Origin of the sequence: Nocardia sp. NPDC019395 (assembly GCF_040632335.1) — a bacterium.
In the GTDB taxonomy this organism is placed as follows: domain Bacteria; phylum Actinomycetota; class Actinomycetes; order Mycobacteriales; family Mycobacteriaceae; genus Nocardia.
Genome location: NZ_JBEYBT010000002.1, coordinates 431,360 through 453,163, shown reverse-complemented (window position 1 = coordinate 453,163; position 21,804 = coordinate 431,360). Strand labels below are relative to the sequence as shown.

Below are 21,804 nucleotides of genomic sequence, written 5' to 3'. Positions count from 1 at the left end.
ATTACCACGGGAACAGTTGCGACGACACCGGAATACGACGCTGCGAGAGCACACTGTGCCACACCGGAAAATGATCTTCCCCCGAAACGACGAGAGGGCCCCGCACCTTGCGGTGCGGGGCCCTGCCATTTCGTCACATCACTCAGATGGAGCGAACATCCTGAGCCTGCGGACCCTTCTGGCCCTGGCCGATCTCGAACTCCACCCGCTGGCCTTCTTCGAGGGTCCGGAAGCCGGAACCGGAGACTGCCGAGTAATGCACGAAGACGTCAGGTCCGCCCCCGTCTTGCGCGATAAAGCCGAAGCCCTTCTCGCTGTTGAACCACTTCACGCTGCCTTGAGCCATGATACTTACTTCTTACTTTCTGTTGCGAGCCAGACGGATCTCGGTCGATCCGACTGATCTCTCTGATAACGATGCCACGTCCCGGAAAGTTCCTCCACCTCGAAAACCGCCCACTGTGAGGCAGAACGCGATGGCGACGAGCGCGGTATGACCGGCGCGGAACCGGTACTGCCGCACCGCCCCTCGATCTGAGGCGGCACCCCGGGGAACCCTGTAGTACCCAAGGATGATTTTCCGCGTAAAGCGATGACATCCCGACTCCGCTGCGCGAGGGTGAGAGTCCTATCGCCGATACCGGCGCGGCTTCTCCTACCGCGCCGCGGCGCAGTTCGAGAGGATACGACGTGTTCCGCACGAAACGAGCATTCGCGACCCGCCGGGTCGTCGTCGCGGGTGCCATCGCCCTGCTGCCGTTGGCAGCGCTGGCCGCTCCGGCCGCGGCCGACCCCGGGCCGGCACCCGGGTACACCCAGGTCGACCGGGACAGGCACGGGCATCCGGGCCGGGATCGGGACCGCGGCTGGGACCGGGATCACCATCGGGACCGTGGCTGGGACCGGGACCGCCATTGGGACGATGACCGGCACGGGCACCCCGGCTGGGACGACCCGGCACAATGGTTCCGCCACATCCTGCGCGGATCGTTCGGCAGCAGCTGACGATACGGGCCCGCATTCCCTGGAATGCGGGCCCGCACTATATCCCTGCCGCGCCACGGTTTACGCCCGTAGCGTAATCGGTAGAGCTCGTAACGACCCGAATCCTAGGCTCGATTCATGACCGAGCCGCGCAGACTCCACGCGATCCCCGGTGGACGGGACGAATCCCCGCGCCGGCAGCCGGAGCAGCCCGAACCGCTGTGGCGCGAATTACTCGGCGGCCGGTTGCGCGCCCTGCGTCGCGAACAGCGTGAGACGCTCGCGGAAACTGCCGAGCGAGCGGGCATTTCACCGCAATATCTCTCCGAGGTCGAACGCGGCCGCAAAGAACCGTCGAGCGAGATGATCGCCGCCTTGGCGGGTGCTCTCGGGACCTCTCTCGGTGGGCTCACCGGACAGGTCGCCGAGGAGCTGCGCACCCTGCGCCTGCCTGCCGCGACACATCACCGGGGCGCCTCGCAAGTGCCGATGCTGCGGGCGGCCTGATCGCTCGGCCGGAGTCGAACGCCCGCCGGGTACCGGTCCATCACCCACGCGGTGCGAGCACCGAATCGGCCAGCCCGTATTCGACGGCGGCCGTCGCGGTGAAGACACGGTCGCGGTCGGTATCGTGCCGGAGCCGTTCCGGCGACTGACCGGTGTGCCGGGACAGGACGGATTCGATCTCGGCCCGCATACGGACCAGTTCGTCGGCCTGCAGGATCAGATCCGGGATGGCGCCCTGGCCGCGAGCGGCCGGTTGGTGCAGCACCGCACGGGCATGCGGGAGCATGGCCCGGTGCCCGGGCGCACCACCGGCGAGCAGTACCGCCCCGACCGCGATGGCCTGCCCGACACAGGTCGTATGGACCGGTGCGCCGATGTGCTGGATGGTGTCGTAGACCGCCAGCATGGACGAGAGGTCGCCGCCTTCGCAGTTGATATAGAACTCGATCTGCTGGCCGGGACTTTCGGATTCCAGGTGCAGCAGCTGCGCGATCAGCGCGTTGGCGACACCGGAATCGATGGGTGTTCCGAGGTAGACGATCCGCTCGGCCAGCAGATGTGAATAGATATCGGTGATGCGCTCACCCCGCGGATGCTGGGCGATGACATTGGGAATGGTGTAGGTGCTCATCGGGGTGTCCCCTCGCTGAAGGTGTGCGGCCGGGTTCATGCCGAGATCCCCACGCGCTGACGCTGCGGAACGACCTGGCCGAACTCACCGACGATATGGTCGATGAATCCGTATTCCTTGGCCTGCACGGCGCTGAACCAGCGATCGTGCAGGGAATCCTCGTAGACCTGTTCGTAGGGCTGGCCGGTGTCCTCGGAGATCAGGCCGAGCACGGTTTCCACGGTGTAGCGCAGATCGTCGGCCTGCACCTCCACGTCGACAGCGGTACCGCCGATCCCGGCCGATCCCTGATGCATCAGGATCCGGGCGTGCGGTAGCGCGAACCGCTTACCGCGGCTACCGGAGGACAGCAGGAATTGTCCCGCGCTGCAGGCCAATCCGAGCGCGAGCGTGGAGACCGGGCACGGCACCAGGCGCATCACATCGCGGATAGCGAGCATCGCCGGAACCGATCCGCCCGGCGAATGGATCCACAGGGAGATACCGGCGTCCGCGTCCTCGGCGGCGAGGGTGAGGAGCTGAGTCGCCAGCAGGGTGCCGTTGTCGTCGTCGAGCGGGCCGTCGAGAACGAGGATGCGCCGGGAGAGCAGCTGTTCCCGGGCGCGCCAGCTGAACAGTGGGGATTTGTCGTCGTGAGCCATGAATTCACGGTGCCCCACCAGGGCGGGCGCCGGTAGCGCACGCTGCTGTGAGCGGATCTGCTCTCAGCAGCGGGGTCGGGAGTGGTCGGGCGACCGATACTCGAGTTTCACGCTGCGATACGTGGTTGAAACACAGCATCCTTAGCGTAATTCCTCGTATACGCCGCTGTATACAGCGAGCTACGAGCGAGTCAGCGGGCCTGACCTTTTCCGGAGTGGAGGCCGAACGGTCATGAATGCAGCCAGAACCGAAGAACCTACGAGCAGGGCGGGCCGCCACACCAGAGGAAGCCGGACGCGCAGATTGCTCGCGCTACCGGTCGCCCTCTGCGTCACCGCTCTGGCAGCCACTGCCTGCGGCAGCTCGGCCTCCGACCAGGCCGGTGCCGGCGCTCAGTCCTGCGTCGACACCGCGGGACCCACGATCAAGGTGGGATCGCTGAACTCCCTGTCCGGAACGATGGCGATCTCGGAGGTCACCGTCCGCGACTCCATCCGCCTCGCTGTCGATCAGATCAACGCCGCCGGTGGTGTGCTGGGCAAGAAGATCGAACTGGTCGGTGAGGACGGTGCCTCGGAGCCCACGGTATTCGCGGAGAAGGCTGAGAAACTGATCAGCAGCGACTGTGTCGCGGCGGTTTTCGGCGGCTGGACCTCGTCGAGCCGCAAGGCGATGCTGCCGGTGTTCGAGGACCGCAACGCGCTGCTGTACTACCCGGTCCAGTACGAGGGCCTCGAATCCTCGAAGAACATCTTCTATACCGGGGCGACCACCAACCAGCAGATCGTGCCCGCGCTCGATTACCTCAAAGGCCGGGGCGTGAAATCGCTCTACCTGGTCGGTAGCGACTACGTCTTCCCGCAGACCGCGAACCGCATCATCAAGGCGTACGCCGAGGCGAACGGGATCGAGATCAAGGGCGAGGACTACACGCCGCTCGGGTCGACCGATTTCTCGACCATCGTCAACAAGGTGCGTTCCGCGGATGCCGACGCGGTGTTCAACACCCTCAACGGCGACTCCAATGTCGCGTTCTTCCGGGAGTACAAGAACGTCGGCCTGACGGCGAAGGATATGCCGGTGGTCTCGGTGTCGATCGCCGAGGAAGAGGTCGGCGGTATCGGCGTGCAGAACATCGCCGGCCAGCTCACCGCCTGGAACTACTACCAGACCGTGAACAACCCCGTGAACAGCTCCTTCGTCAAGGACTACAAGGCGAAATACGGTGCCGCCAAACCGACCTCGGACCCGATGGAGGCCGCGTACACCTCGGTCTACCTGTGGAAGAACACCGTCGAGAAAGCGCAGTCGTTCACTGTCGGGGATGTGCAGAAGGCCGCCGGCGGTGTGTCCTTCGAGGCGCCGGAAGGCACCGTGACCATCAACGGCGAGAACAACCACATCACCAAGACCGCCCGCATCGGTGAGATCCGGCCCGACGGCCTGATCCACAGCGTGTGGGATTCGGGTCAGCCCATCGAACCGGACCCGTACCTGGCCGGCTACTCGTGGGCCGAGGGACTCGGAGGCTGACCCCGTGGAAGCACTTGTCGGGCAGTTGTTCACCGGCCTGAGCCTGGGTTCCATCCTGCTGCTGGCGGCCCTGGGGCTATCGCTGACCTTCGGCCAGATGGGCGTCATCAACATGGCCCACGGCGCGTTCATCATGGCGGGTTCCTATACCGCCTACACGGTGCAGACGTACCTGGTGTCCGACGCCGAGGTCTCGTTGATCGTGTCGCTGATCGTTGGATTCCTGGTCGGCGGCCTCATGGGTGTCGCCCTGGAGGTGACGCTGATCAAGCGTATGTACGACCGGCCTCTGGACACCCTGCTGGTGACCTTCGGTCTGGGCCTGATCCTGCAGCAGGCGGCCCGGGATATCTTCGGTGCGCCCGCGGTCCGCGTGGTGACCCCGGAATGGCTCGGTGGCGGGATGGAGATCCTGGGGGCCGTGGTGCCCAAGACCCGGATCTTCATCATGCTGCTCGCGGTGCTGTGCGTAACGGCCATCGCGGTGACCATGAAGTACACCGCGATGGGCCGGCGTATCCGGGCCGTGGTCCAGCATCGGGAGCTCGCCGAAACGAGCGGGATCTCCAGCCGCGGCACCGATATCACCACGTTCTTCATCGGCTCCGGTCTCGCCGGTGTGGCCGGTGTGGCACTCACGCTGATCGGGTCCACCAGTTCCAATACCGGCGCCACCTACCTGGTCGACGCCTTCCTGGTGGTGGTGATCGGCGGCCTCGGGCAGATCCGGGGCGCGGTGCTGGCCGCGGTGGCGCTGGGGCTGTTGAACTCGTTCATCGAATACAGCACGACAGCCTCGGTGGCGAAGGTGATCGTATTCGTCATCATCGTGATCTTCCTGCAGGTTCGCCCGCAGGGACTGTTCATGATCCGGTCGAGGAGTCTGGTATGAGGGAATTCTTGACTACCCGCTGGAAGGTCTACTCGGGGTTCGCGATCGCCGCCGTACTGCTGTTCGCGGTGGCGCCCGCGGTGCTGTCCGATTTCCGGCTCAACCTGCTCGGCAAGTTCCTGTGCTTCGGTATCGTCGCCGTCGGAATCGGGTTGGCCTGGGGCCGTGGCGGAATGCTCACCCTCGGGCAGGGTGTGTTCTTCGGACTCGGCGCCTACATCATGGCCATGCACCTCAAGATCTCGGATGCGCAGCTGCGCGGCGACGAGGTGCCCGATTTCATGCAGATCGCCGGGATACGGGACCTGCCCGCGTACTGGGTTCCCTTCGCGTCCCCGATCGTGACGATTCTGGGCATTCTGATCGTCCCGCCGCTGGTGGCGGTGCTGCTGGGGCTCGGTGTTTTCAAACGCAAGGTCAAGGGCGCCTATTTCGCGATTCTGTCGCAGGCGCTGGCCGCGGCGTTCGCGATCCTGCTGGTGGGTCAGCAGTCCACCGGTGGCAGTAACGGCCTCAACCGTTTCCGCAGTTTCTTCGGGCTCGCACTCAACGACCCGATCAACCGGCGGCTGCTGTTCTTCATCGCGGCAGGCACCCTGCTGGTGATCGTCGCGGTGACCCGGCAGCTCATGTACAGCCGATACGGCGAATTGCTGGTCGCCGTACGCGATCAGGAGGAACGGGTGCGGTTCCTCGGCTACGACCCCGCCAACGTCAAGGTGGTCGCCTACGCGGTGGCGGCGCTGTTCGCCGGTATCGCCGGTGCGCTGTTCGTGCCGATCGTCGGGATCATCTCCCCCGCCGATATCGGGATCGTCCCCTCCATCGCGTTCCTCACCGGTGTCGCCATCGGCGGCCGGACCACCCTGCTCGGGCCGGTCCTGGGCGCGATCGCGGTGGCCTGGGCGCAGACCAGTCTCTCGGAGAACTTCCCCTCGGGATGGGTCTACGCGCAGGGTGTTCTCTTCATCGTCGTGGTCGGGTTCTTCCCGGCGGGTCTCGCGGGCCTGGTCACGCTGGTGCGCAGGCGAAAACGCGGCGGCGACAATGACCCGGCGCCACCCGGTCCGGTACCGGAACCCGCCCCCGCGACCCCGGTAGGAGCGAGGCCATGACTCAGCAGGTATCGAGCGAAGCCACGGTCGCCGGGGCGCCGGTTGCCGGTGGTAACGCCGGAATGCACAGCGATTACCTCGAAGTCCGCGGACTGACGGTCGAATTCGACGGGTTCACCGCGGTCTCGAAGGTGGATCTGACACTGTTCCAAGGCGATCTGCGGTTCCTCATCGGCCCGAACGGGGCCGGGAAGACCACCATGATCGACGCGATCACCGGGCTGGTGCCGGCTTCCGGGTCGGTGCAGAAATCCGGGGTCGAACTGCTGGGTAAGAAGGTGCATCAGATCGCCCGCTTGGGCGTGGGCCGCACTTTCCAGACCGCGAGTGTTTTCGAAGAGCTCTCGGTACTGCAGAACCTGGATATCGCCGCCGGGGCGGGCCGCTCGGTCTGGACCATGCTGCGCCGCCGGCCGGCCGAGGTCTCCGAATCGATCGAGCAGGCGCTGGAAACCACCGGCCTCACGGCCTTACGGGACAAACCCGCGGGCACGCTGGCGCACGGCCAGAAACAGTGGCTCGAGATCGGCATGCTGCTCGTCCAGGACGCCTCGGTGCTCCTGCTCGACGAACCGGTCGCCGGGATGAGCCAGGAGGAACGGGAAGAGACCGGGAACCTCCTGCGCCGGATCGGCGGCGAGCGCACGGTCGTGGTGGTCGAACACGATATGGACTTCATGCGCAGCTTCGCCACCTCCGTCACGGTGCTGGCGCGTGGGGCGGTCCTGGCCGAGGGGTCGGTGGCCGAGGTCCAGGCCGACCCACTGGTGCAAGAGGCGTATCTGGGCTCCTCGAGGCCCGATGGACAGGGAGAGTGACGGTGCTGGAACTCATCGATATCCACGCCGGTTACGGCCGCACCGAGGTCGTGCACGGGGCCGGGATCGAGGTGCCCGCGGACGGCGTGGCCGCCATCATGGGCCACAACGGAGCCGGGAAGACCACGCTGCTGCGGGCCGCGGTCGGGCTGGTACGCGCCAACCGGGGGCGTATCCGCTTCGACGGCGCCGATATCACGACGCTGCGACCGAGCGCGCGGGTGAAGCGCGGTCTGGCCTATGTCCCGCAAGGGCAGCAGTGTTTCGGTCATCTCACCACCGCCGAGAACCTGCGCGTGGTAGCCGATGGCCGTAAACGCGGTGCGGCGCTCATCGACGAGATGCTGGACCTGTTCCCCGCGCTCAAAGAGCTGCTCAACCGGCGGGCCGGGTTGCTGTCCGGCGGACAGCGCCAGCAGCTGGCCATCGCCCGGGCACTGATCACCGAACCGCGCATGCTGATCCTCGACGAACCGACCGAGGGTATCCAGCCCTCGGTGGTCGCGGAGATCGAGAACACCATCACCGAGTTGGTGAGCCGCGGCGGGCTCGGCGTACTTCTGGTGGAACAGCACATCGGTTTCGCCCTCCGGGCGGCCGGCCGCTACTACGTGCTGGAGAGCGGACGGGTCACCTCGTCCGGGGAGGGCGGCGCCGATGCGGTGGATACGGTTCGCGCCGCCATGACTCTCTAGGCTGCGCGTCGTGACCGAACCACGAAGCAAACGCGAATCCCGTAGCGACACTGTGTACAAGGCGCTGCGCGACGAACTCATGGCCGGTGCGCTGGCGCCGGACGAGCGGCTCGGCGAGGAACGGCTGGCCGAACGTTACGGTGTCTCGCGGACCCCCGTCCGTGAGGCGCTGGCCCGGCTGCAGGCCGACGGCCTCGTCGAACGCAGCGATGCCGGTCTGTTCCCGTACCGGCCGCGTCTCGACACCCTGGGCGACTACTACGAGTTGCGGATCACCTTGGAGGTCCAGGGCATCGCCCGCGTACTGGACGATCCGGACCTGGGCCACGACCGTGCCGTACTCGGCCCGGAGATCGACCGGTGGCGCATATTCCGCACCGCACCCCCGGAGCCGGACGCCGGTTTCGTCGACGCCGACGAACAGTTCCACACCGTCCTGCTGGAGTCCTCGGGCAACCACGCCCTCACCGAAGCCCTGCGCACCGTGAACGCCCGGATCCGCCCCGTCCGGATGTTCGACTATCTGACCCCCGACCGCATGCTGGCGACCATCGACGAGCACATCGCCATCGGCGAGGCCGTTCTCGACCGCGATTTCACCGGCGCGCGTGCGCAACTGCTCGCCCATATCGACCAATCCCGCCGCGTGGTGGCCGACCGAGCCGGTCAGGTACTCCAGCTGACCCGCCTGGCCCGCGCGACAAAGACCTGATATTCCCGGCTACCCCGGTAGCCGCACTGTCCACGCCGAGAGGATCGACCGTGACCGAGACCGCCCCGCAGTTGTATACACCGCTGCATACACCTCTGCCCGAATGTCTGCTGATCGCCAATCGGGGCGAGATCGCCTGCCGCATCCTGCGTACCGCCCGGCGGCTGGGAATCGATACGGTCGCGGTGTTCTCCGATGCGGACGAGGGTTCCCGGCATGTGCGGATGGCCGACCGCGCGGTCCGGCTGGGCCCGGCACCGGCTGCCGAGTCCTATCTGCGCGCGGACGCCGTGATCGAGGCCGCACTGTCCACCGGCGCCACCGCCATCCACCCGGGTTACGGATTCCTTTCCGAGAACGCCGATTTCGCCGCCGAGGTGGAGGCCGCCGGTATCGCGTTCGTCGGCCCCGCCGCCGAACATCTGCGGCTCTTCGGCGATAAGCACAGCGCCCGCAAAGCCGCGGCGGCGGCAGGTGTCCCGCTCGTGGCGGGCAGTGGCCTGCTCACCGGCCTCGACGAAGCGCTGGCCGAAGCCGACCACATCGGATACCCGGTCATGCTCAAGGCGGCCGGGGGCGGCGGCGGGATCGGGATGGCCGCCTGCGCGGGACCCGATGAGCTCACCGACGCCTACCAGCGGGTGATCCGGCTGGCGCAGAAAAACTTCGGTTCCTCGGCGGTGTATCTGGAGCGTTTCGTCGCACGGGCCCGCCATGTGGAGGTGCAGATCTTCGGCGACGGCCGGGGCCGGGCCGTCTCCCTGGGCACCCGTGACTGCAGTCTGCAGCGCCGCAACCAGAAGGTCATCGAAGAAGCACCCGCCCCCGGACTCCCCTACACCGTGAGCGAGCGGCTGCTCGAATCGAGCCGGAAACTGCTGGGCGAGGTCGGCTACCGCTCGGCCGGAACTGTCGAGTTCATCTACGACGTCGACCGCGGCGAAGCCTCCTTCCTCGAGGTGAATACCCGCCTCCAGGTGGAACATCCGGTCACCGAGGCCGTCACAGGTGTGGACCTCGTGGAATGGATGCTGCGCCTGGCGGGCGGGGATTCCGCGTTCCTCGACGAGATCCCCGACGCCGGCCCGGCGATCACCGGTTTCGCCGTGGAAGCGCGCGTCTACGCCGAGGATCCCGGGAACGACTACCGTCCCGGCGCGGGCACCCTCACCGGTGTCGAGATCCCCGGCGCGTCCGCACGGGTGGAGACCTGGGTCGAGACCGGCACCGAGATCAGCCCCTTCTACGACCCGCTGATCGCCAAGATCATCACCTCCGGCGAGAGCCGTCCCGAGGCCCTGCACCGGCTCCGCGCGGCGCTCGACGAAACGCGGATGTTCGGTATCACCACCAATCTGCCCCAGTTGCGTGCCGCCGCCACGAGTTCCCCCATGCTCGATGCCCGCCACACCACCGCGACCCTCGGCAGCCTGGCCACCGTCCGGCCCCGCCTGGAGATCCTGCGCTCCGGGGTCTCCACCACCATCCAGGACTATCCCGGCCGCCTGGGACTCTGGAACGTCGGTATCCCACCGTCGGGTGCGTTCGACGATCTGTCCTTCCAGCTCGCCAACCAGGCCGTCGGTAATTCCCTGGGCGAGAACGGCCTCGAAGCGACGCTGCTGGGCCCGCGCATCCGCTGCACCGACACCACGGTCGTCTGCGTGACCGGCGCCGCGGCCCCGGTCACCGTGGACGGCGAACCGGTCCCGATGTGGGAGCCGGTCACCGTCCCCGCGGGTTCGGTGCTCGATATCGGCGCCCCGCACGACACCGGTCTGCGCACCTATCTCGCCGTCCGCGGTGGCATCCTCGCCCCCGATTACCACGGCAGCGCAGCGACTTTCACGCTCGGCGGCTTCGGCGGCATCACCGGCCGCGCCGTCGCCACCGGCGATATCCTCGGCATCAAACCGGACGCCGGTGGTCTGCTCGAGCCCGCACCTGTCCCGGCCGAGGACCGTCCCGAATTCGGCCACACCTGGTACGTCGGTGTCGGCGAAGGCCCCCAGCCCGCCCCCGACTACTTCACCCCGGCCGATATCGCCCAGTTCTACGACGCGACCTACCAGGTACAGGCCCACGCCAACCGCACCGGCCTGCGTCTGGCCGGCCCCAAACCGGCCTGGTCGCGTACCGACGGCGGCGACGCCGGTCTGCACCCCTCCAACCTGCACGACTGCGCCTACAGCGTCGGCGCGCTGAACCTCTCCGGCGACACCCCCATCCTGCTCGGCCCCGACGGTCCCAGCCTGGGCGGTTTCGCCTGCCCGCTGACCGTGGTCTCCGCGCACCGCTGGAAGCTGGGTCAGATGCGCCCCGGCAACCAGGTACGTTTCGTCCCGGTCGCCGACGACCGCACCGCGGAATTCCGCACCTCGCCCACCCTGCGCGGCCGCAACGTGTCCACCCCCGCACTGCTCGGCTCCCGCGAAGCGGACAACGGTGTGCTCGGCCGCCGCGACGCCGGCACCGGCACGCCGGAGGTCAAATATCTGCGCGGCGCCGACGACAACGTCCTCATCGAATACGGTCCGATGGAACTCGATCTGGGTCTGCGTATGCGCGTCCACGCGCTGAGCGAACGCCTCGAACAGGCCTCCATCCCCGGCCTGATCGATATCACCCCCGGTGTGCGCTCTCTGCACCTGCATTTCGACCCCGGCGTCATCGACCAGCGCACCGTGGTCCGCCTGCTCGGCGAACTCGAGGACGATATCCCCGATACCGCCGACCTGCGCGTCCCGAGCCGCCATATCGAACTACCGCTCTCCTTCGACGACCCCACCATCGCGCAGGCCATCGAACGGTACGGTCACGGTGTCCGCGCCGAAGCGCCCTGGCTCCCCTCGAATATCGAATTCATCCGCCGCATCAACGGCCTGGACAGTATCGACCAGGTGCGCGATATCGTCTTCGACGCCCAGTACATGGTCCTCGGCCTCGGCGATGTCTACCTCGGCGCCCCGCTGGCCGTCCCCCTGGACCCCCGGCACCGCCTGGTGACCACCAAGTACAACCCCGCCCGCACCTGGACACCCTCCGACGCCGTCGGTATCGGCGGCAAATACCTCTGCGTCTACGGTATGGAATCCCCCGGCGGCTACCAGCTCGTCGGCCGCACCGTCCCGATCTGGTCCGGCTACCGGCAGCGCGCGCCGTTCGAAACCGGCAAACCGTGGCTGTTCCGGTTCTTCGACCGCATCAGCTGGTACCCGGTCTCGGCCGAGGAACTGCTCGATCTGCGCGCCGATATGTCCGCCGGCCGATTCGAGATGCGCACCAGCATCGGCGAATTCGCGATGGCCGATCATCTCGACTTCCTGAACGAGCATGCCGCCGATATCGCCACCACCGACGACCACCGGCAGGCCGCGTTCACCGCCGAACGGCAGCGCTGGGAAGCCAGCGGCGAACTCAGCGCGCACGCCGAACCGGATCCCGTACCCGACACCGCCGATACGCTCGACCTGCCGGAAGGCTGCGATATCATCGCCGCCCCCATGATGGCGAATGTCTGGCGGGTGGAGGTCGCCGAGGGCGATCACGTCGAGGCCGGAGCCACCCTGCTCGTCCTCGAGGCGATGAAAATGGAGCTGCCCGTGCTCGCGGAGACCGCCGGTACCATCCGCGCGATCACCGCCACCGCAGGCGATGAAGTGACCACCGGCGCACCTCTGGTCGCCATCGAAACCGAAGGAGCGGCATGACCATGGAGCAACTACCGCTAGCCGAGACGGGCACGGACTCCCCCGGCACGTCCGATAACGCCACCGGCATCGCGGGCAGCGTCACCGGTGACGCCGGAAACGCGACCGGCGCCGCGGACCGGACTCTTACCGCAGCAGATAAGGTCGCCGCCGCGTACCGGGCCATCCGCACGCACAACCGTCCCGAGATCTGGATCTCGCTGCGCGGCGAGGCCGATGTCCTGGCCGAGGCAGCGGCGATCGACGCCCGGGTAGCGCGGGGTGAAAATCTGCCCCTCGCAGGGATTCTCGTGGCCGTGAAGGACAACATCGATATCGCCGGCATCCCCACCACCTGCGCCTGCCCGGGGTTCGCCCGCACCCCCGACCACACCGCGCCCGCGGTCGCGCGTCTGGTCGCGCAGGGGGCGATCATCCTCGGAAAAACCAACCTCGACCAGTTCGCCACCGGCCTCGTCGGCACCCGCAGCCCGTACGGCGCGGTCCGCAACAGCCGGTTCCCCGACCGCGTTTCCGGCGGTAGCAGTTCCGGTTCGGCCGTCGCCGTCGCCCTCGGCATAGTCGACGCCGCCCTCGGCACCGACACCGCCGGCTCGGGCCGTGTCCCGGCCGCATTGAACGGCATCGTCGGCATCAAACCGACCCTCGGTCTCGTGCCCACCACCGGCGTGGTCCCCGCCTGCCCCGACTACGACGCCGTCACGGTGTTCGCCCGTGACCTCACCCTCGCCACCACGGTCGCGAACACCATGATCGGCCCGGACAGTGCCGACCCCCGCTCCCGCTCCTGGCCTGCCGACACCCCACTCGGTGCCCCGGCCCGGACCACCCTCGCCGTCCCCGCCGACCACAACCTGAAATCCCTGACCCCCGCCTACCGCGCCGCGTTCGACGCCACCGTCGACCGCTGGCGGGCAGGCGGCGGCGAGATCACCACGGTCGATATCGCCGAACTCCTGGACGCCGCCACCCTCCTGTACGACGGCGCGATCGTCGCCCAGCGTTACGCCGCTGTCGGCGAATTCCTCAGCGGTAAGCCCGACGGCGCCGACCCGGTGGTCGCCGGGATCATCGAAGGTGGCTCCCGGCCCGCCGCGCACTCCTACGTCGCCGACCTCGACCGCCTCGCACGCGCCGCGGCCACCGCACGCAGCCTGTTCAGCGAATACCCCGCCCTGCTCCTGCCCACCACCACCGAGCATCCGGCCATCGCGGCGGTGAAAGCCGATCCGATCTCGATCAACACCCGGATGGGCACCTTCACCAACTTCTGCAACCTGCTCGACCTGGCCGCGGTCGCGGTTCCGGGCGTGGACACCTCGGACGGTGACCCGTTCGGCGTCATGCTGGTGACCCCCGCCTTCGCCGACCAGGTCGGCATCGACCTCGCCGCGCGGCTGCTCGGCGAACCGTCGCCCCTGATCACCGATACCGGCACGGACCTACTCGTCGTCGGCGCCCATCTGCGTGGCCTCCCCCTGCACCACCAACTGGAACAGGCGCAGGCTCGCTTCATCGGTGAGGTGTTGACCTCGGCGACCTACCGCATGGTCGCCCTGCCCGCCACCCCACCCAAACCCGGAATGCTCCGGGTGGGATCCGCCGACGGCCGTTCACTACCCGGCGAACTGTATCGCCTCTCCCCCGCCGCCCTCGGCGCCTTCCTGAGCAACCTGCCGTCGCCGATGACCTTGGGCAAGGTCGAACTGGATTCCGGCGAGTGGGTCACGGGTTTCGCCTGCGACTACGCATCATCACGTGACGCAACGGATATCACCGAGTACGGGGGGTGGAAGAACTATCTGAACGCCGACCGGTGACCCGATCCCCGATCACCGCTGGACAGCGACCGCGAAGTATCGACCCACCGTACCGATGAGGGGCGCGGCGGGCCGGCCGAGAACTTCGGGCGTGCGGTCGCACGAACAGCGATGGCCGGCGGAGTGCACGTGTCCGGATGCACTCCGCCGGCGCGGTTGCGGCACCTCCCCGACCGCGACGGTGATACGGGGAGCCGGTAGCTCCGAGTCGAGATGCGCCGGGCGGCTGCCTTGCACCATGATGTTCCGGGTGGACATACGACACGACGATCCGAGTCCTGTGTCCCGTGATCGGGGAGGAAATCATGGATGAGGCCTTCGGCCGCTACCGGTTGCGCGAAAAGATCGGCGCGGGCGGGATGGGCGAGGTGTACCGCGCCTACGACACGGCCACCGACCGGGTCGTAGCGGTCAAGGTCCTGCCCGCGCATCTGTCGTCCGATGCCGAGTACCGCGAGCGGTTCCGCCGCGAAGCCCACGCCGCGGCCCGGCTGCGGGAGCCGCATATCGTGCCGATCCACGACTACGGCGCTATCGACGGCCGCCTGTACCTCGATATGCGGCTCATCACCGGTACCGATCTGTCGACCGCCCTCACCCGGAACGGACCGCTGCCGCCCCATATGGCGGTCGATATCGTCGACCAGGTCGCGGCGGCGCTCGACGCGGCCCATGCCGAGGGGCTGGTGCATCGCGATGTCAAACCCGGCAATATCCTGCTCGCCGAACGCGATTTCGCGTACCTCATCGATTTCGGTATCGCCCGCTCCACCGCCGATACCGGCCTCACCGGCACCGGCACCACCGTCGGCACCCTCGCCTATATGGCGCCCGAACGATTCACCACGGGCCGGGCCGATCCACGGGCCGATGTCTACTCACTGGCGTGTGTCCTGCACGAATGTCTCACCGGCAGCAGACCGTTCCCGGGAGACAGTGCCGAGCAGCAGATCGCGGCCCATCTCACTACTCCGCCACCGCACCCCGGGGCATCCCGGCCGGAGCTGCGGCCGTTCGACGAGGTCGTCGCGCACGGTATGGAAAAGGACCCCGAGCGGCGCTACGCCACCGCCGCGGAACTCGCCGACGCCGCCCGCCGGGCGCAGCGCCTGCTCGCCGCGACCCCGCACCCGGCGCCCGCATCCATGGACGAGGGTCTCTCCGCGCCCCGCTACTCGCGGACAGCGGAAACAGCCGTCGCGCCGGGCACATCCGGTGATTCCGCCGGTGCGCCCGCGCACGCGCGCACCGAGAACGACCGCCGCATCGCTGTTACCCAGGTCGCCGACCCGATACGTGCGGGAAGCGGTCCGGTTGTGCACCCCACCCGTCCGCGGCGAGGCATACTCTCCCCCGAATTCCTCATCGTCTTTTCGATACTCGTCGTCGCCGCGCTCGTCGTCGCGACGCTGGCGTTGACCACATCGAGTTCCGGCGGGAAGTCCCGGCATGTCGGCCTCTCCGAGACCATCCCGCTCGACATATCCGTGACCGGAATCGCGGTGGACCCGTCCACCCAGACGCTGTACGCCACCAGCCCCACCGAGGGCTCGGTATCGATGATCGACACCGGTACCCGGCAAGTGGTCGCGACCGTTCCGGTCGGCGGGAAACCGGAGTCGCCGGCTGTCGATCCGGCCACCCACAACCTCTACGTTCCCGATCCAGCCACAGAGACGGTCTCGGTGATCGACCCCGGCGCCCGCGCGGTCGTGGCCACCGTCGCGGTCGGCTTCCAGCCGTCCGATGTGGTGCCCGACCCGGAGAACGGAACCGCCTACGTCATCGGTACGCCCGCTGTGGCGGTGGTCGACACCCGCACCCATACGGTGACCGCCACCGTGCCCGGCGACTTCTCCGTAACTCCGCAAGCGGCTCTCGACCCCGGCGCACACACCCTCTACGTCACCGGCGAGAAGGGCCTGGAAGTGATCGATACCCGCACCCGTGCCCGGACCGAACTCATCCCGTCGGGAGAGCACACACGTCCACTGGATGTCGCAGTCGACCCCACCACCCACACCGTCTACGCCACCCTCATGCGAAGCCCCGAGGACGGCGGCGAGGACGAGCGGTGGTTGTCGATCGTCGACGGGGGTTCACGGAAGGTTGTGGGATCCGTCCCCATAGAGTTCGGCAATGCGCTCGATATCGCGGTAGACCCCGCCGCCCGGACCGTCTACGTCGCCAACTATCACGACGTCATGGCGATCGATATGGACACTCGAAGCGTCACCGGCACAGTCGATCTCACTCCCGGTGGCTCGGCCAAGGCCATCGCGGTCGACACCTCCCGCGGCACCGCCTATACCGCCGAAGTAACCGCGATCTCGGTGATCAGCCGCTGACAGCTGGTGGCCGAGTTCAGCGACCCGAGGGGCTATCGACAACCGCACCGCGCCCACCTAGCGGGTCAGGTGAGGGTCTCACCGCCGTCGACCGTGATGATCTGGCCGGTGATGTAGTTGTTGGCCATGAGGAAGAGCGCCGAGCCGGCGGCTTCCTCGGCCGTGCCGAAACGGCCCAGGGGCGCGGTCGATCCGGCGGCGGCGACCGCGTCGTCGGAGTCCAGCCCCGGCAGCGAACGCAGGAGCGGAGTGTCGATTCGCCCGAAGCGCAAGGCATTCACGCGTTGCCGTGCGGGGGCGAGCTCCACGGCGAGAGCCCTGGTGAGGGTTTCCACGGCACCGGTGACCGATAGTGGAGCAGTCATCCCGGGAAGTGGGCGAACCACGAGGATTCCGGAGGTGAAGGTGAGCGAGCCGCCCGCGGGAAGCCGGCTCGCCGACGCGCGGGCGGCGACGAAAGCCGATTGCAGTCGAGACTCCAGGGTCGTGCGGATATCGTCGGCCGACAGCCCGGTTACCGGGCCGGCGCCGCTCATACCGCCCGCGGTGACGAGCACATGGTCGACGTGGCCCGCCCTGTCGAACGCCTCGGCGAGCGTCCGCTCGTCGCCGCCGTCGCCCACAACGTCCAGCACGGCATCGTCGGCGTCCTGCGCCGGGTCGACGCCGCGTACCCGGGAGACGGCGGCCTTCAGCCTGTCGGGGTCGCGGCCGACCAGTACGACGCGGGCACCGACGGAACGCAGCAGGACGCCCGCCGCCAGCCCGATACCCGAGCTGCCCCCGATGAGAACTGCAGTCGTACCGGCGAGGGCGCTGGACAACGGTGAACGAACGGGGATGGCGGTTGCAGTGCCCATAGGAGCGCCTTTCGATCAAATAAACCATCGAGTTGTTTTACTGTGATCCTGCCTCCTGAACCGAACGGAGTCAACTGGATGGTTTAATTTCGTCATGGCATATGACGCGGAGGACACCAGGCGGCGGATCTTCGCCGCCGCCGCTGCCGAGTTCGCCGAGCACGGCCTGGCCGGCGCCAGGATCGACCGGATCGCGGCGGCCGCCAAGGCCAACAAGCAGGCCATCTACCTGTACTTCGGGAGCAAGGAGAAACTGTTCGCCGCCATCTTGCGGGCGAAACTGGAGGAGGTCCGTGCCGCCGTATCCATCGATCCCGACGCAGTCGCCGAATCGGTCGGGCAGATGTTCGACTGGTACCGGCAACATCCCGAGCTCGTCAGGTTGCAGCTATGGGAGGCGCTCGAGACCCCCGACGAACCCGACGACAGCGAGCGGGAGCGCCGCGACGGTTTCCGCGAGAAGGTTCATCAGCTCGTAGACGGAGGTACGGCCGCGCACCTCCCCGAGGACACACGCGTCCGCGCCGCCCAAGACCTGTTGTTCACCCTTATGGGACTGATCACCTGGAACTTCGCGGTCCCCGGAATGTGCCGCATGGTCCTGGACGAGGAAACCGACCGGGCCGCCTGGGCCCGCCGCCGCGAAACAGTGATCGAAACCGCGCGCATACTCGCCGCGGCCGCAGGCCGGTAGCGCGTACGCGACCACGAAACCGTTCCGTTCACCGATTCCGCGGGCGCATGGCGATATTCGCCATCGGAACCCTGCGGCCGCACCGATGCCAACGGCTACCGACGAGGATCCGGCAGCGGCCGGTGCGGCGGATAATCTCGACCGGCCACCTCCATGACGAGGTCCCGGACGGCGTGGACGGCCGGGTTGTCGTCCGTCTCGCGCCAGGCCAGGACGAGTTCGACGGGTTCGCCGTCGATCCCGTCCACCGGGCGCAGGACGACGCCGTCCACGCCGAGCGCTTCCGCCGCCCGCGGGACCAGCGCGAGTCCCAGCCCGGCCCGGACCAGCGCCAGGATCGTGTGCACCTGACTGAGGTGCTGTACGTACTGCGGCGCGATACCGGTGCTGCGGAAAACTCCGACGAGGACCTCGTGGAAATATCGCGCTTCCGCCGGCGAGTACATGACGAACGGCTCGCCGTCGAGGTCGCGCACCTGGGGTTTCCGGCCGGGTGCGGCCAGCGGATGCCCGGCGGGGATCGCGGCCAGTAACGGTTCCCGATACAACGGTTGATGAGCCAGACCGGCTCCGCGAACCGGGGGCCGAACCAGACCCAGATCCAGTTCACCGGAATTCAGTTCCTCGAGTTGCGCGCCGGACACCCGTTCCCGGAGCACCAGATCGACACCCGGTAACCGGGTGCGCGCGGCCGCGACGAAGGCGTCGAGTACGGAATGAGCCGCCGATGCGGTGAAACCCATCGCCACCGTGCCGATCTCACCGGCGGGCACACGCCGCACCGTCAGCGCCGCCTGCTCGGACATTCCGAGGATGCGCCGGGCGTCAGCGAGGAACGCCTGGCCCGCGGTAGTGAGCCGGATGGCGCGGCCGGTCCGGTCGAACAGTTCGACGCCCAGCTCCCGTTCCAGTAGCTGGATCCGCCGGGACAACGGCGGCTGGCTGATCGACAGCCGCTGCGCTGCCCGCCCGTAGTGCAGGGTTTCGGCGACCGCGACGAAGCTCTCCAGCTGGTTCAGCGTAAACACCGATTCATTATAGGTATCGGTGGATGCGGAAACAGTGTTGGACATGCATCACTCCAGCTTTCTACTGTGGTCTCAGCCACTAGCGAACGGCTCGCAACCCGCAGGAGGAAAACGCTGATGCCCGCCTTCACCCCGACCGAACTCGCCACACAGCTCGGCTCCGGCCTGCTGTCGTTCCCGGTCACGCATTTCACCCGGGATCTGGTGGTGGACGAGGCGGCATACCGCGACAACATCGCCCGGCTCGGCAAGTACGAAGTGGCCGGACTGTTCGCGGCGGGGGGCACCGGTGAGTTCTTCTCGCTGACTCCCGAAGAGGTCGGACGGGTCGTCCGGGCCGCCGTCGCCAGCGCACCCGAGGGCACCCCGATCCTGGCCCCGGCCGGATACGGCACCGCCACCGCGGTCGCGATGGCCCGCGATGCCGAAGCGGCCGGCGCCGACGGCCTGCTGCTGTTCCCGCCGTATCTCACCGAGGCCTCCGCCGACGGCCTCATCGATCATGTGCGTGCCGTCTGTGCCGCCACCTCACTGAGCGTGGTGCTCTACAACCGCGCGAATGCCGTGTACACGGCGGCGACCGTGGCCGCGCTCGCCGACAGCTGCCCGAATCTGATCGGGTTCAAGGACGGCGTCGGGGATCTGGAGGCCATCACCCGGATCCACTCCCGGCTGGGCGATCGGCTGGTGTACATCGGTGGATTGCCGACAGCGGAAACCTTCGCGCTGCCGTACCTGGAGCTGGGTGTGACCACCTACAGCTCGGCGATCTTCAACTTCCTGCCGGAATTCGCCCTGACCTTCTACGCGGCCGTGCGGGCGCAGGACCGGGCGACCGTTCGCCGGCTGCTCGACGAGGTTGTCCTGCCCTACACCGCGATCCGTGACCGCAAGGCCGGGTACGCGGTCAGCGTGGTCAAGGCCGGTATGACACTCGTCGGGCATTCGGCCGGCCCGGTGCGGCCGCCGCTCACCGATCTGGACGATTCCGAGCTGGCCATGCTGGGTGACGTCGTCGAGAAGGCGAAGTCCCTCACCGTCTGAGTCCCGCCCGCGAGATACCACCATCGATACACCCCCGTATCGACTCCGAAGGAGACACCCGTGACCGCCAGCCCACAGATCCGACCGACCGGCGCACTGGTCATCGGACTCGAATCAGTCCAGGGCCGAGCCGACGAGGTGCGCTCGGCCGATCCCCGCACCGGCGAAGCATTCGGCCCGGCGTACCGGGCTGCCTCGGCCGAGCAGATCGACCGGGCCTGCGAACTGGCCGCGCAGGCATTCCCCGTGTACCGGTCGACCTCCCCCGAGCAGCGCGCCGGTTTCCTGGACCGCATCGCCGAACTGCTCGACGAACGCCGGGACGAACTGGTCGACTGCGCGCACGCGGAATCCGCGCTACCGCGGCCGCGGCTGATCGGCGAAGTGGGCCGCACCAGCGGTCAGCTGCGTTTGTTCGCCGCCGAGCTGCGCTCGGGGACCTGGCAGGGTGTCCGGATCGACCCGGCACGATCCGGTTCCGCCGCGCGCCCCGATATCCGGCAGCGCCGGATCGCGCTCGGCCCGGTCGTGGTTTTCGGCGCGAGCAATTTCCCGCTGGCTTTCTCCACGGCCGGCGGTGATACCGCGTCGGCCCTCGCCGCAGGATGCCCGGTCGTGGTCAAGGCGCATCCGGCGCATCTGTGCACCGCCGAGCTTGCGGCTCGCGCGATCGCCGACGCCGCACGCGATACGGGTATGCCCGAGGGAACGTTTTCGCAGCTGGTGGGCAGCGGAAACGAGATCGGCACCCAGCTGGTGAGCGATCCCCGGATCCGCGCGGTGGGTTTCACCGGATCACGCCGCGGCGGGACGGCGATCGCGGCCGTGGCCGCGGCACGTCCGGTACCGATCCCGGTCTACGCGGAGATGAGCAGTATCAACCCGGTGCTGTTGCTTCCGGCTGCCCTCGCGGCCCGCGGCGCCGACCTCGGGACGGCGTTCGCCGGATCGCTGACTCTGGGCGCCGGACAGTTCTGCACCAATCCGGGCCTGGTGCTGGCGGTCGACGGCCCGGGACTCGATGAGTTCACCGCGGCGGCGAGCGAGGCGGTCGCCGCGAACGCCGGCGCCGTCATGCTCACCGGCGATATAGCCGAGCACTATGCCGCCGGTGGCGCGGCGCTGGCCGCACGCGACGGCGTCGACGATCTCGCCCACGGTGCCCGACCCGACAGTGCGGCGGCCGGTGCCGCCCGGCTGCTGACCGTGGCGGGTTCCCGGTTCCTCGCCGACCCGGCATTGCAGGCCGAGGTCTTCGGCGCGACCTCGCTGCTGGTCCGCTGCACCGACGCCACCGAGCTCACCGCGGCCGTGAACGCCCTGGAAGGTCAGCTCACCGCGACCGTGCACGCCGAGGAGGCCGATCACCCGCTGGCCGCCGCGCTGCTGCCGCTTCTGGAGGAACGGGCGGGTCGTATTCTGTTCGACGGTTGGCCCACCGGGGTCGAGGTCGGACACGCAATGGTGCACGGTGGCCCGTACCCGGCCACGACGGACTCCCGGACCACCTCGGTCGGGACCCTGGCGATCGAGCGTTTCCTGCGCCCGGTGGCTTATCAAGACGTGCCGGCAGCGCTGCTGCCGGCCGAGGTATGCGACGACAATCCGCTCGGCGTATGGCGCCGGCTCGACGGTGAGCCCGGTCGAAAGGCGCTGTCCGCCGAGAGCGCCGGCTGACCGGCTCCGGCGGTGGTGCGACCGGTTCCGGTCACACCGAGTCGCGTGTCGCATCCCTTCTAGTGTTGTGAGGATCCAATGACAGCTCGATCGT

The 21,804-nt window shown here is 68.0% G+C and carries 19 protein-coding genes; 14 read left to right on the top strand and 5 right to left on the bottom strand.

Features of this window, described 5'->3' with window-relative positions; translation table 11 throughout:
• Positions 1-142: 142 nt before the first annotated feature.
• Complete coding sequence (locus ABZ827_RS10840) at positions 143-346, bottom strand: cold-shock protein (protein ID WP_357235719.1); 204 nt, start codon at positions 344-346, stop codon at positions 143-145.
• A 344-nt stretch (positions 347-690) separates the two neighbouring features.
• Between ABZ827_RS10840 and ABZ827_RS10835 the strand changes: the two genes are divergently transcribed.
• Together ABZ827_RS10835 and ABZ827_RS10830 are read left to right on the top strand one after the other, a co-directional pair.
• Positions 691-1,005, top strand: a complete 315-nt coding sequence (locus ABZ827_RS10835) for a hypothetical protein (RefSeq protein WP_357235717.1) — start codon at positions 691-693, stop codon at positions 1,003-1,005.
• 117 nt (positions 1,006-1,122) lie between these two features.
• Entirely contained in the window at positions 1,123-1,491 is a 369-nt protein-coding gene (locus tag ABZ827_RS10830; RefSeq protein WP_357235715.1) for a helix-turn-helix transcriptional regulator, read from the top strand.
• A 40-nt stretch (positions 1,492-1,531) separates the two neighbouring features.
• Here ABZ827_RS10830 and ABZ827_RS10825 read toward each other — a convergent pair whose 3' ends face one another.
• On the bottom strand, positions 1,532-2,122 hold the full coding sequence (locus ABZ827_RS10825; protein WP_357235713.1) for an ATP-dependent Clp protease proteolytic subunit: 591 nt from the start codon (positions 2,120-2,122) through the stop codon (positions 1,532-1,534).
• 35 nt (positions 2,123-2,157) lie between these two features.
• Positions 2,158-2,763 carry an ATP-dependent Clp protease proteolytic subunit gene (locus ABZ827_RS10820; protein ID WP_357235711.1) on the bottom strand — a complete coding sequence of 202 codons (606 nt, stop codon included), beginning with the start codon at positions 2,761-2,763 and terminating at the stop codon, positions 2,158-2,160.
• A 232-nt stretch (positions 2,764-2,995) separates the two neighbouring features.
• On the opposite strand from ABZ827_RS10820, the gene urtA reads away from it, so the two are divergent.
• From urtA to ABZ827_RS10775, 9 genes are all read left to right on the top strand, one after another.
• Complete coding sequence (urtA, locus tag ABZ827_RS10815) at positions 2,996-4,297, top strand: urea ABC transporter substrate-binding protein (protein ID WP_357235708.1); 1,302 nt, start codon at positions 2,996-2,998, stop codon at positions 4,295-4,297.
• 4 nt (positions 4,298-4,301) lie between these two features.
• Positions 4,302-5,189: an urea ABC transporter permease subunit UrtB gene (gene urtB, locus ABZ827_RS10810; protein ID WP_357235705.1), complete on the top strand. Its 888-nt coding sequence runs from the start codon at positions 4,302-4,304 to the stop codon at positions 5,187-5,189.
• A complete protein-coding gene (gene urtC, locus ABZ827_RS10805; protein WP_357235703.1) occupies positions 5,186-6,304 on the top strand; it encodes an urea ABC transporter permease subunit UrtC in 1,119 nt (372 codons plus the stop codon). Before urtB ends, urtC begins: the two co-directional genes overlap by 4 nt.
• Complete coding sequence (gene urtD / locus ABZ827_RS10800) at positions 6,301-7,122, top strand: urea ABC transporter ATP-binding protein UrtD (protein WP_357235700.1); 822 nt, start codon at positions 6,301-6,303, stop codon at positions 7,120-7,122. The genes urtC and urtD overlap by 4 nt, the downstream gene beginning before the upstream one ends.
• Before the next feature lie 2 nt (positions 7,123-7,124).
• A complete protein-coding gene (gene urtE, locus ABZ827_RS10795) occupies positions 7,125-7,817 on the top strand; it encodes an urea ABC transporter ATP-binding subunit UrtE (RefSeq protein WP_357235934.1) in 693 nt (230 codons plus the stop codon).
• Positions 7,818-7,827: 10 nt separating this feature from the next.
• Positions 7,828-8,529, top strand: a complete 702-nt coding sequence (locus ABZ827_RS10790; protein ID WP_357235697.1) for a GntR family transcriptional regulator — start codon at positions 7,828-7,830, stop codon at positions 8,527-8,529.
• A gap of 50 nt (positions 8,530-8,579) precedes the next feature.
• Positions 8,580-12,239: an urea carboxylase gene (uca, locus tag ABZ827_RS10785; protein ID WP_357235694.1), complete on the top strand. Its 3,660-nt coding sequence runs from the start codon at positions 8,580-8,582 to the stop codon at positions 12,237-12,239.
• Complete coding sequence (gene atzF / locus ABZ827_RS10780) at positions 12,236-14,059, top strand: allophanate hydrolase (protein ID WP_357235691.1); 1,824 nt, start codon at positions 12,236-12,238, stop codon at positions 14,057-14,059. The genes uca and atzF overlap by 4 nt, the downstream gene beginning before the upstream one ends.
• A gap of 305 nt (positions 14,060-14,364) precedes the next feature.
• The gene (locus ABZ827_RS10775; RefSeq protein ID WP_357235689.1) at positions 14,365-16,407 is read left to right on the top strand and encodes a serine/threonine-protein kinase; all 2,043 of its coding nucleotides are present in this window, start codon (positions 14,365-14,367) and stop codon (positions 16,405-16,407) included.
• Between the two features lie 65 nt (positions 16,408-16,472).
• Here the strand turns inward: ABZ827_RS10775 and ABZ827_RS10770 are convergent, their stop codons facing one another.
• On the bottom strand, positions 16,473-17,267 hold the full coding sequence (locus ABZ827_RS10770) for an SDR family oxidoreductase (protein ID WP_357235687.1): 795 nt from the start codon (positions 17,265-17,267) through the stop codon (positions 16,473-16,475).
• A 94-nt stretch (positions 17,268-17,361) separates the two neighbouring features.
• Here ABZ827_RS10770 and ABZ827_RS10765 point away from each other — a divergent pair, with 94 nt between their 5' ends.
• Entirely contained in the window at positions 17,362-17,961 is a 600-nt protein-coding gene (locus tag ABZ827_RS10765; protein WP_357235684.1) for a TetR family transcriptional regulator, read from the top strand.
• Positions 17,962-18,056: 95 nt separating this feature from the next.
• Here ABZ827_RS10765 and ABZ827_RS10760 read toward each other — a convergent pair whose 3' ends face one another.
• Complete coding sequence (locus tag ABZ827_RS10760; protein ID WP_357235681.1) at positions 18,057-18,989, bottom strand: LysR substrate-binding domain-containing protein; 933 nt, start codon at positions 18,987-18,989, stop codon at positions 18,057-18,059.
• A gap of 117 nt (positions 18,990-19,106) precedes the next feature.
• On the opposite strand from ABZ827_RS10760, the gene kdgD reads away from it, so the two are divergent.
• Positions 19,107-20,033, top strand: coding sequence for a 5-dehydro-4-deoxyglucarate dehydratase (gene kdgD, locus ABZ827_RS10755; protein ID WP_357235678.1), 927 nt, complete (start codon positions 19,107-19,109; stop codon positions 20,031-20,033).
• Between the two features lie 60 nt (positions 20,034-20,093).
• Positions 20,094-21,710 carry an aldehyde dehydrogenase (NADP(+)) gene (locus tag ABZ827_RS10750; RefSeq protein WP_357235675.1) on the top strand — a complete coding sequence of 539 codons (1,617 nt, stop codon included), beginning with the start codon at positions 20,094-20,096 and terminating at the stop codon, positions 21,708-21,710.
• Positions 21,711-21,804: the final 94 nt, after the last annotated feature.

What these genes read in the sequence shown, in the direction of transcription:
- urtD (WP_357235700.1), top strand. Translation starts at nt 6,301, where the DNA reads ATGACTCAGCAGGTATCGAGCGAAGCCACGGTCGCCGGGGCGCCGGTT.
- ABZ827_RS10820 (WP_357235711.1), bottom strand. Translation starts at nt 2,763, where the DNA reads ATGGCTCACGACGACAAATCCCCACTGTTCAGCTGGCGCGCCCGGGAA.
- ABZ827_RS10830 (WP_357235715.1), top strand. Translation starts at nt 1,123, where the DNA reads ATGACCGAGCCGCGCAGACTCCACGCGATCCCCGGTGGACGGGACGAA.
- ABZ827_RS10765 (WP_357235684.1), top strand. Translation starts at nt 17,362, where the DNA reads ATGGCATATGACGCGGAGGACACCAGGCGGCGGATCTTCGCCGCCGCC.
- atzF (WP_357235691.1), top strand. Translation starts at nt 12,236, where the DNA reads ATGACCATGGAGCAACTACCGCTAGCCGAGACGGGCACGGACTCCCCC.
- ABZ827_RS10825 (WP_357235713.1), bottom strand. Translation starts at nt 2,122, where the DNA reads ATGAGCACCTACACCATTCCCAATGTCATCGCCCAGCATCCGCGGGGT.
- ABZ827_RS10775 (WP_357235689.1), top strand. Translation starts at nt 14,365, where the DNA reads ATGGATGAGGCCTTCGGCCGCTACCGGTTGCGCGAAAAGATCGGCGCG.
- kdgD (WP_357235678.1), top strand. Translation starts at nt 19,107, where the DNA reads ATGCCCGCCTTCACCCCGACCGAACTCGCCACACAGCTCGGCTCCGGC.
- ABZ827_RS10770 (WP_357235687.1), bottom strand. Translation starts at nt 17,267, where the DNA reads ATGGGCACTGCAACCGCCATCCCCGTTCGTTCACCGTTGTCCAGCGCC.
- urtA (WP_357235708.1), top strand. Translation starts at nt 2,996, where the DNA reads ATGAATGCAGCCAGAACCGAAGAACCTACGAGCAGGGCGGGCCGCCAC.
- urtC (WP_357235703.1), top strand. Translation starts at nt 5,186, where the DNA reads ATGAGGGAATTCTTGACTACCCGCTGGAAGGTCTACTCGGGGTTCGCG.
- ABZ827_RS10840 (WP_357235719.1), bottom strand. Translation starts at nt 346, where the DNA reads ATGGCTCAAGGCAGCGTGAAGTGGTTCAACAGCGAGAAGGGCTTCGGC.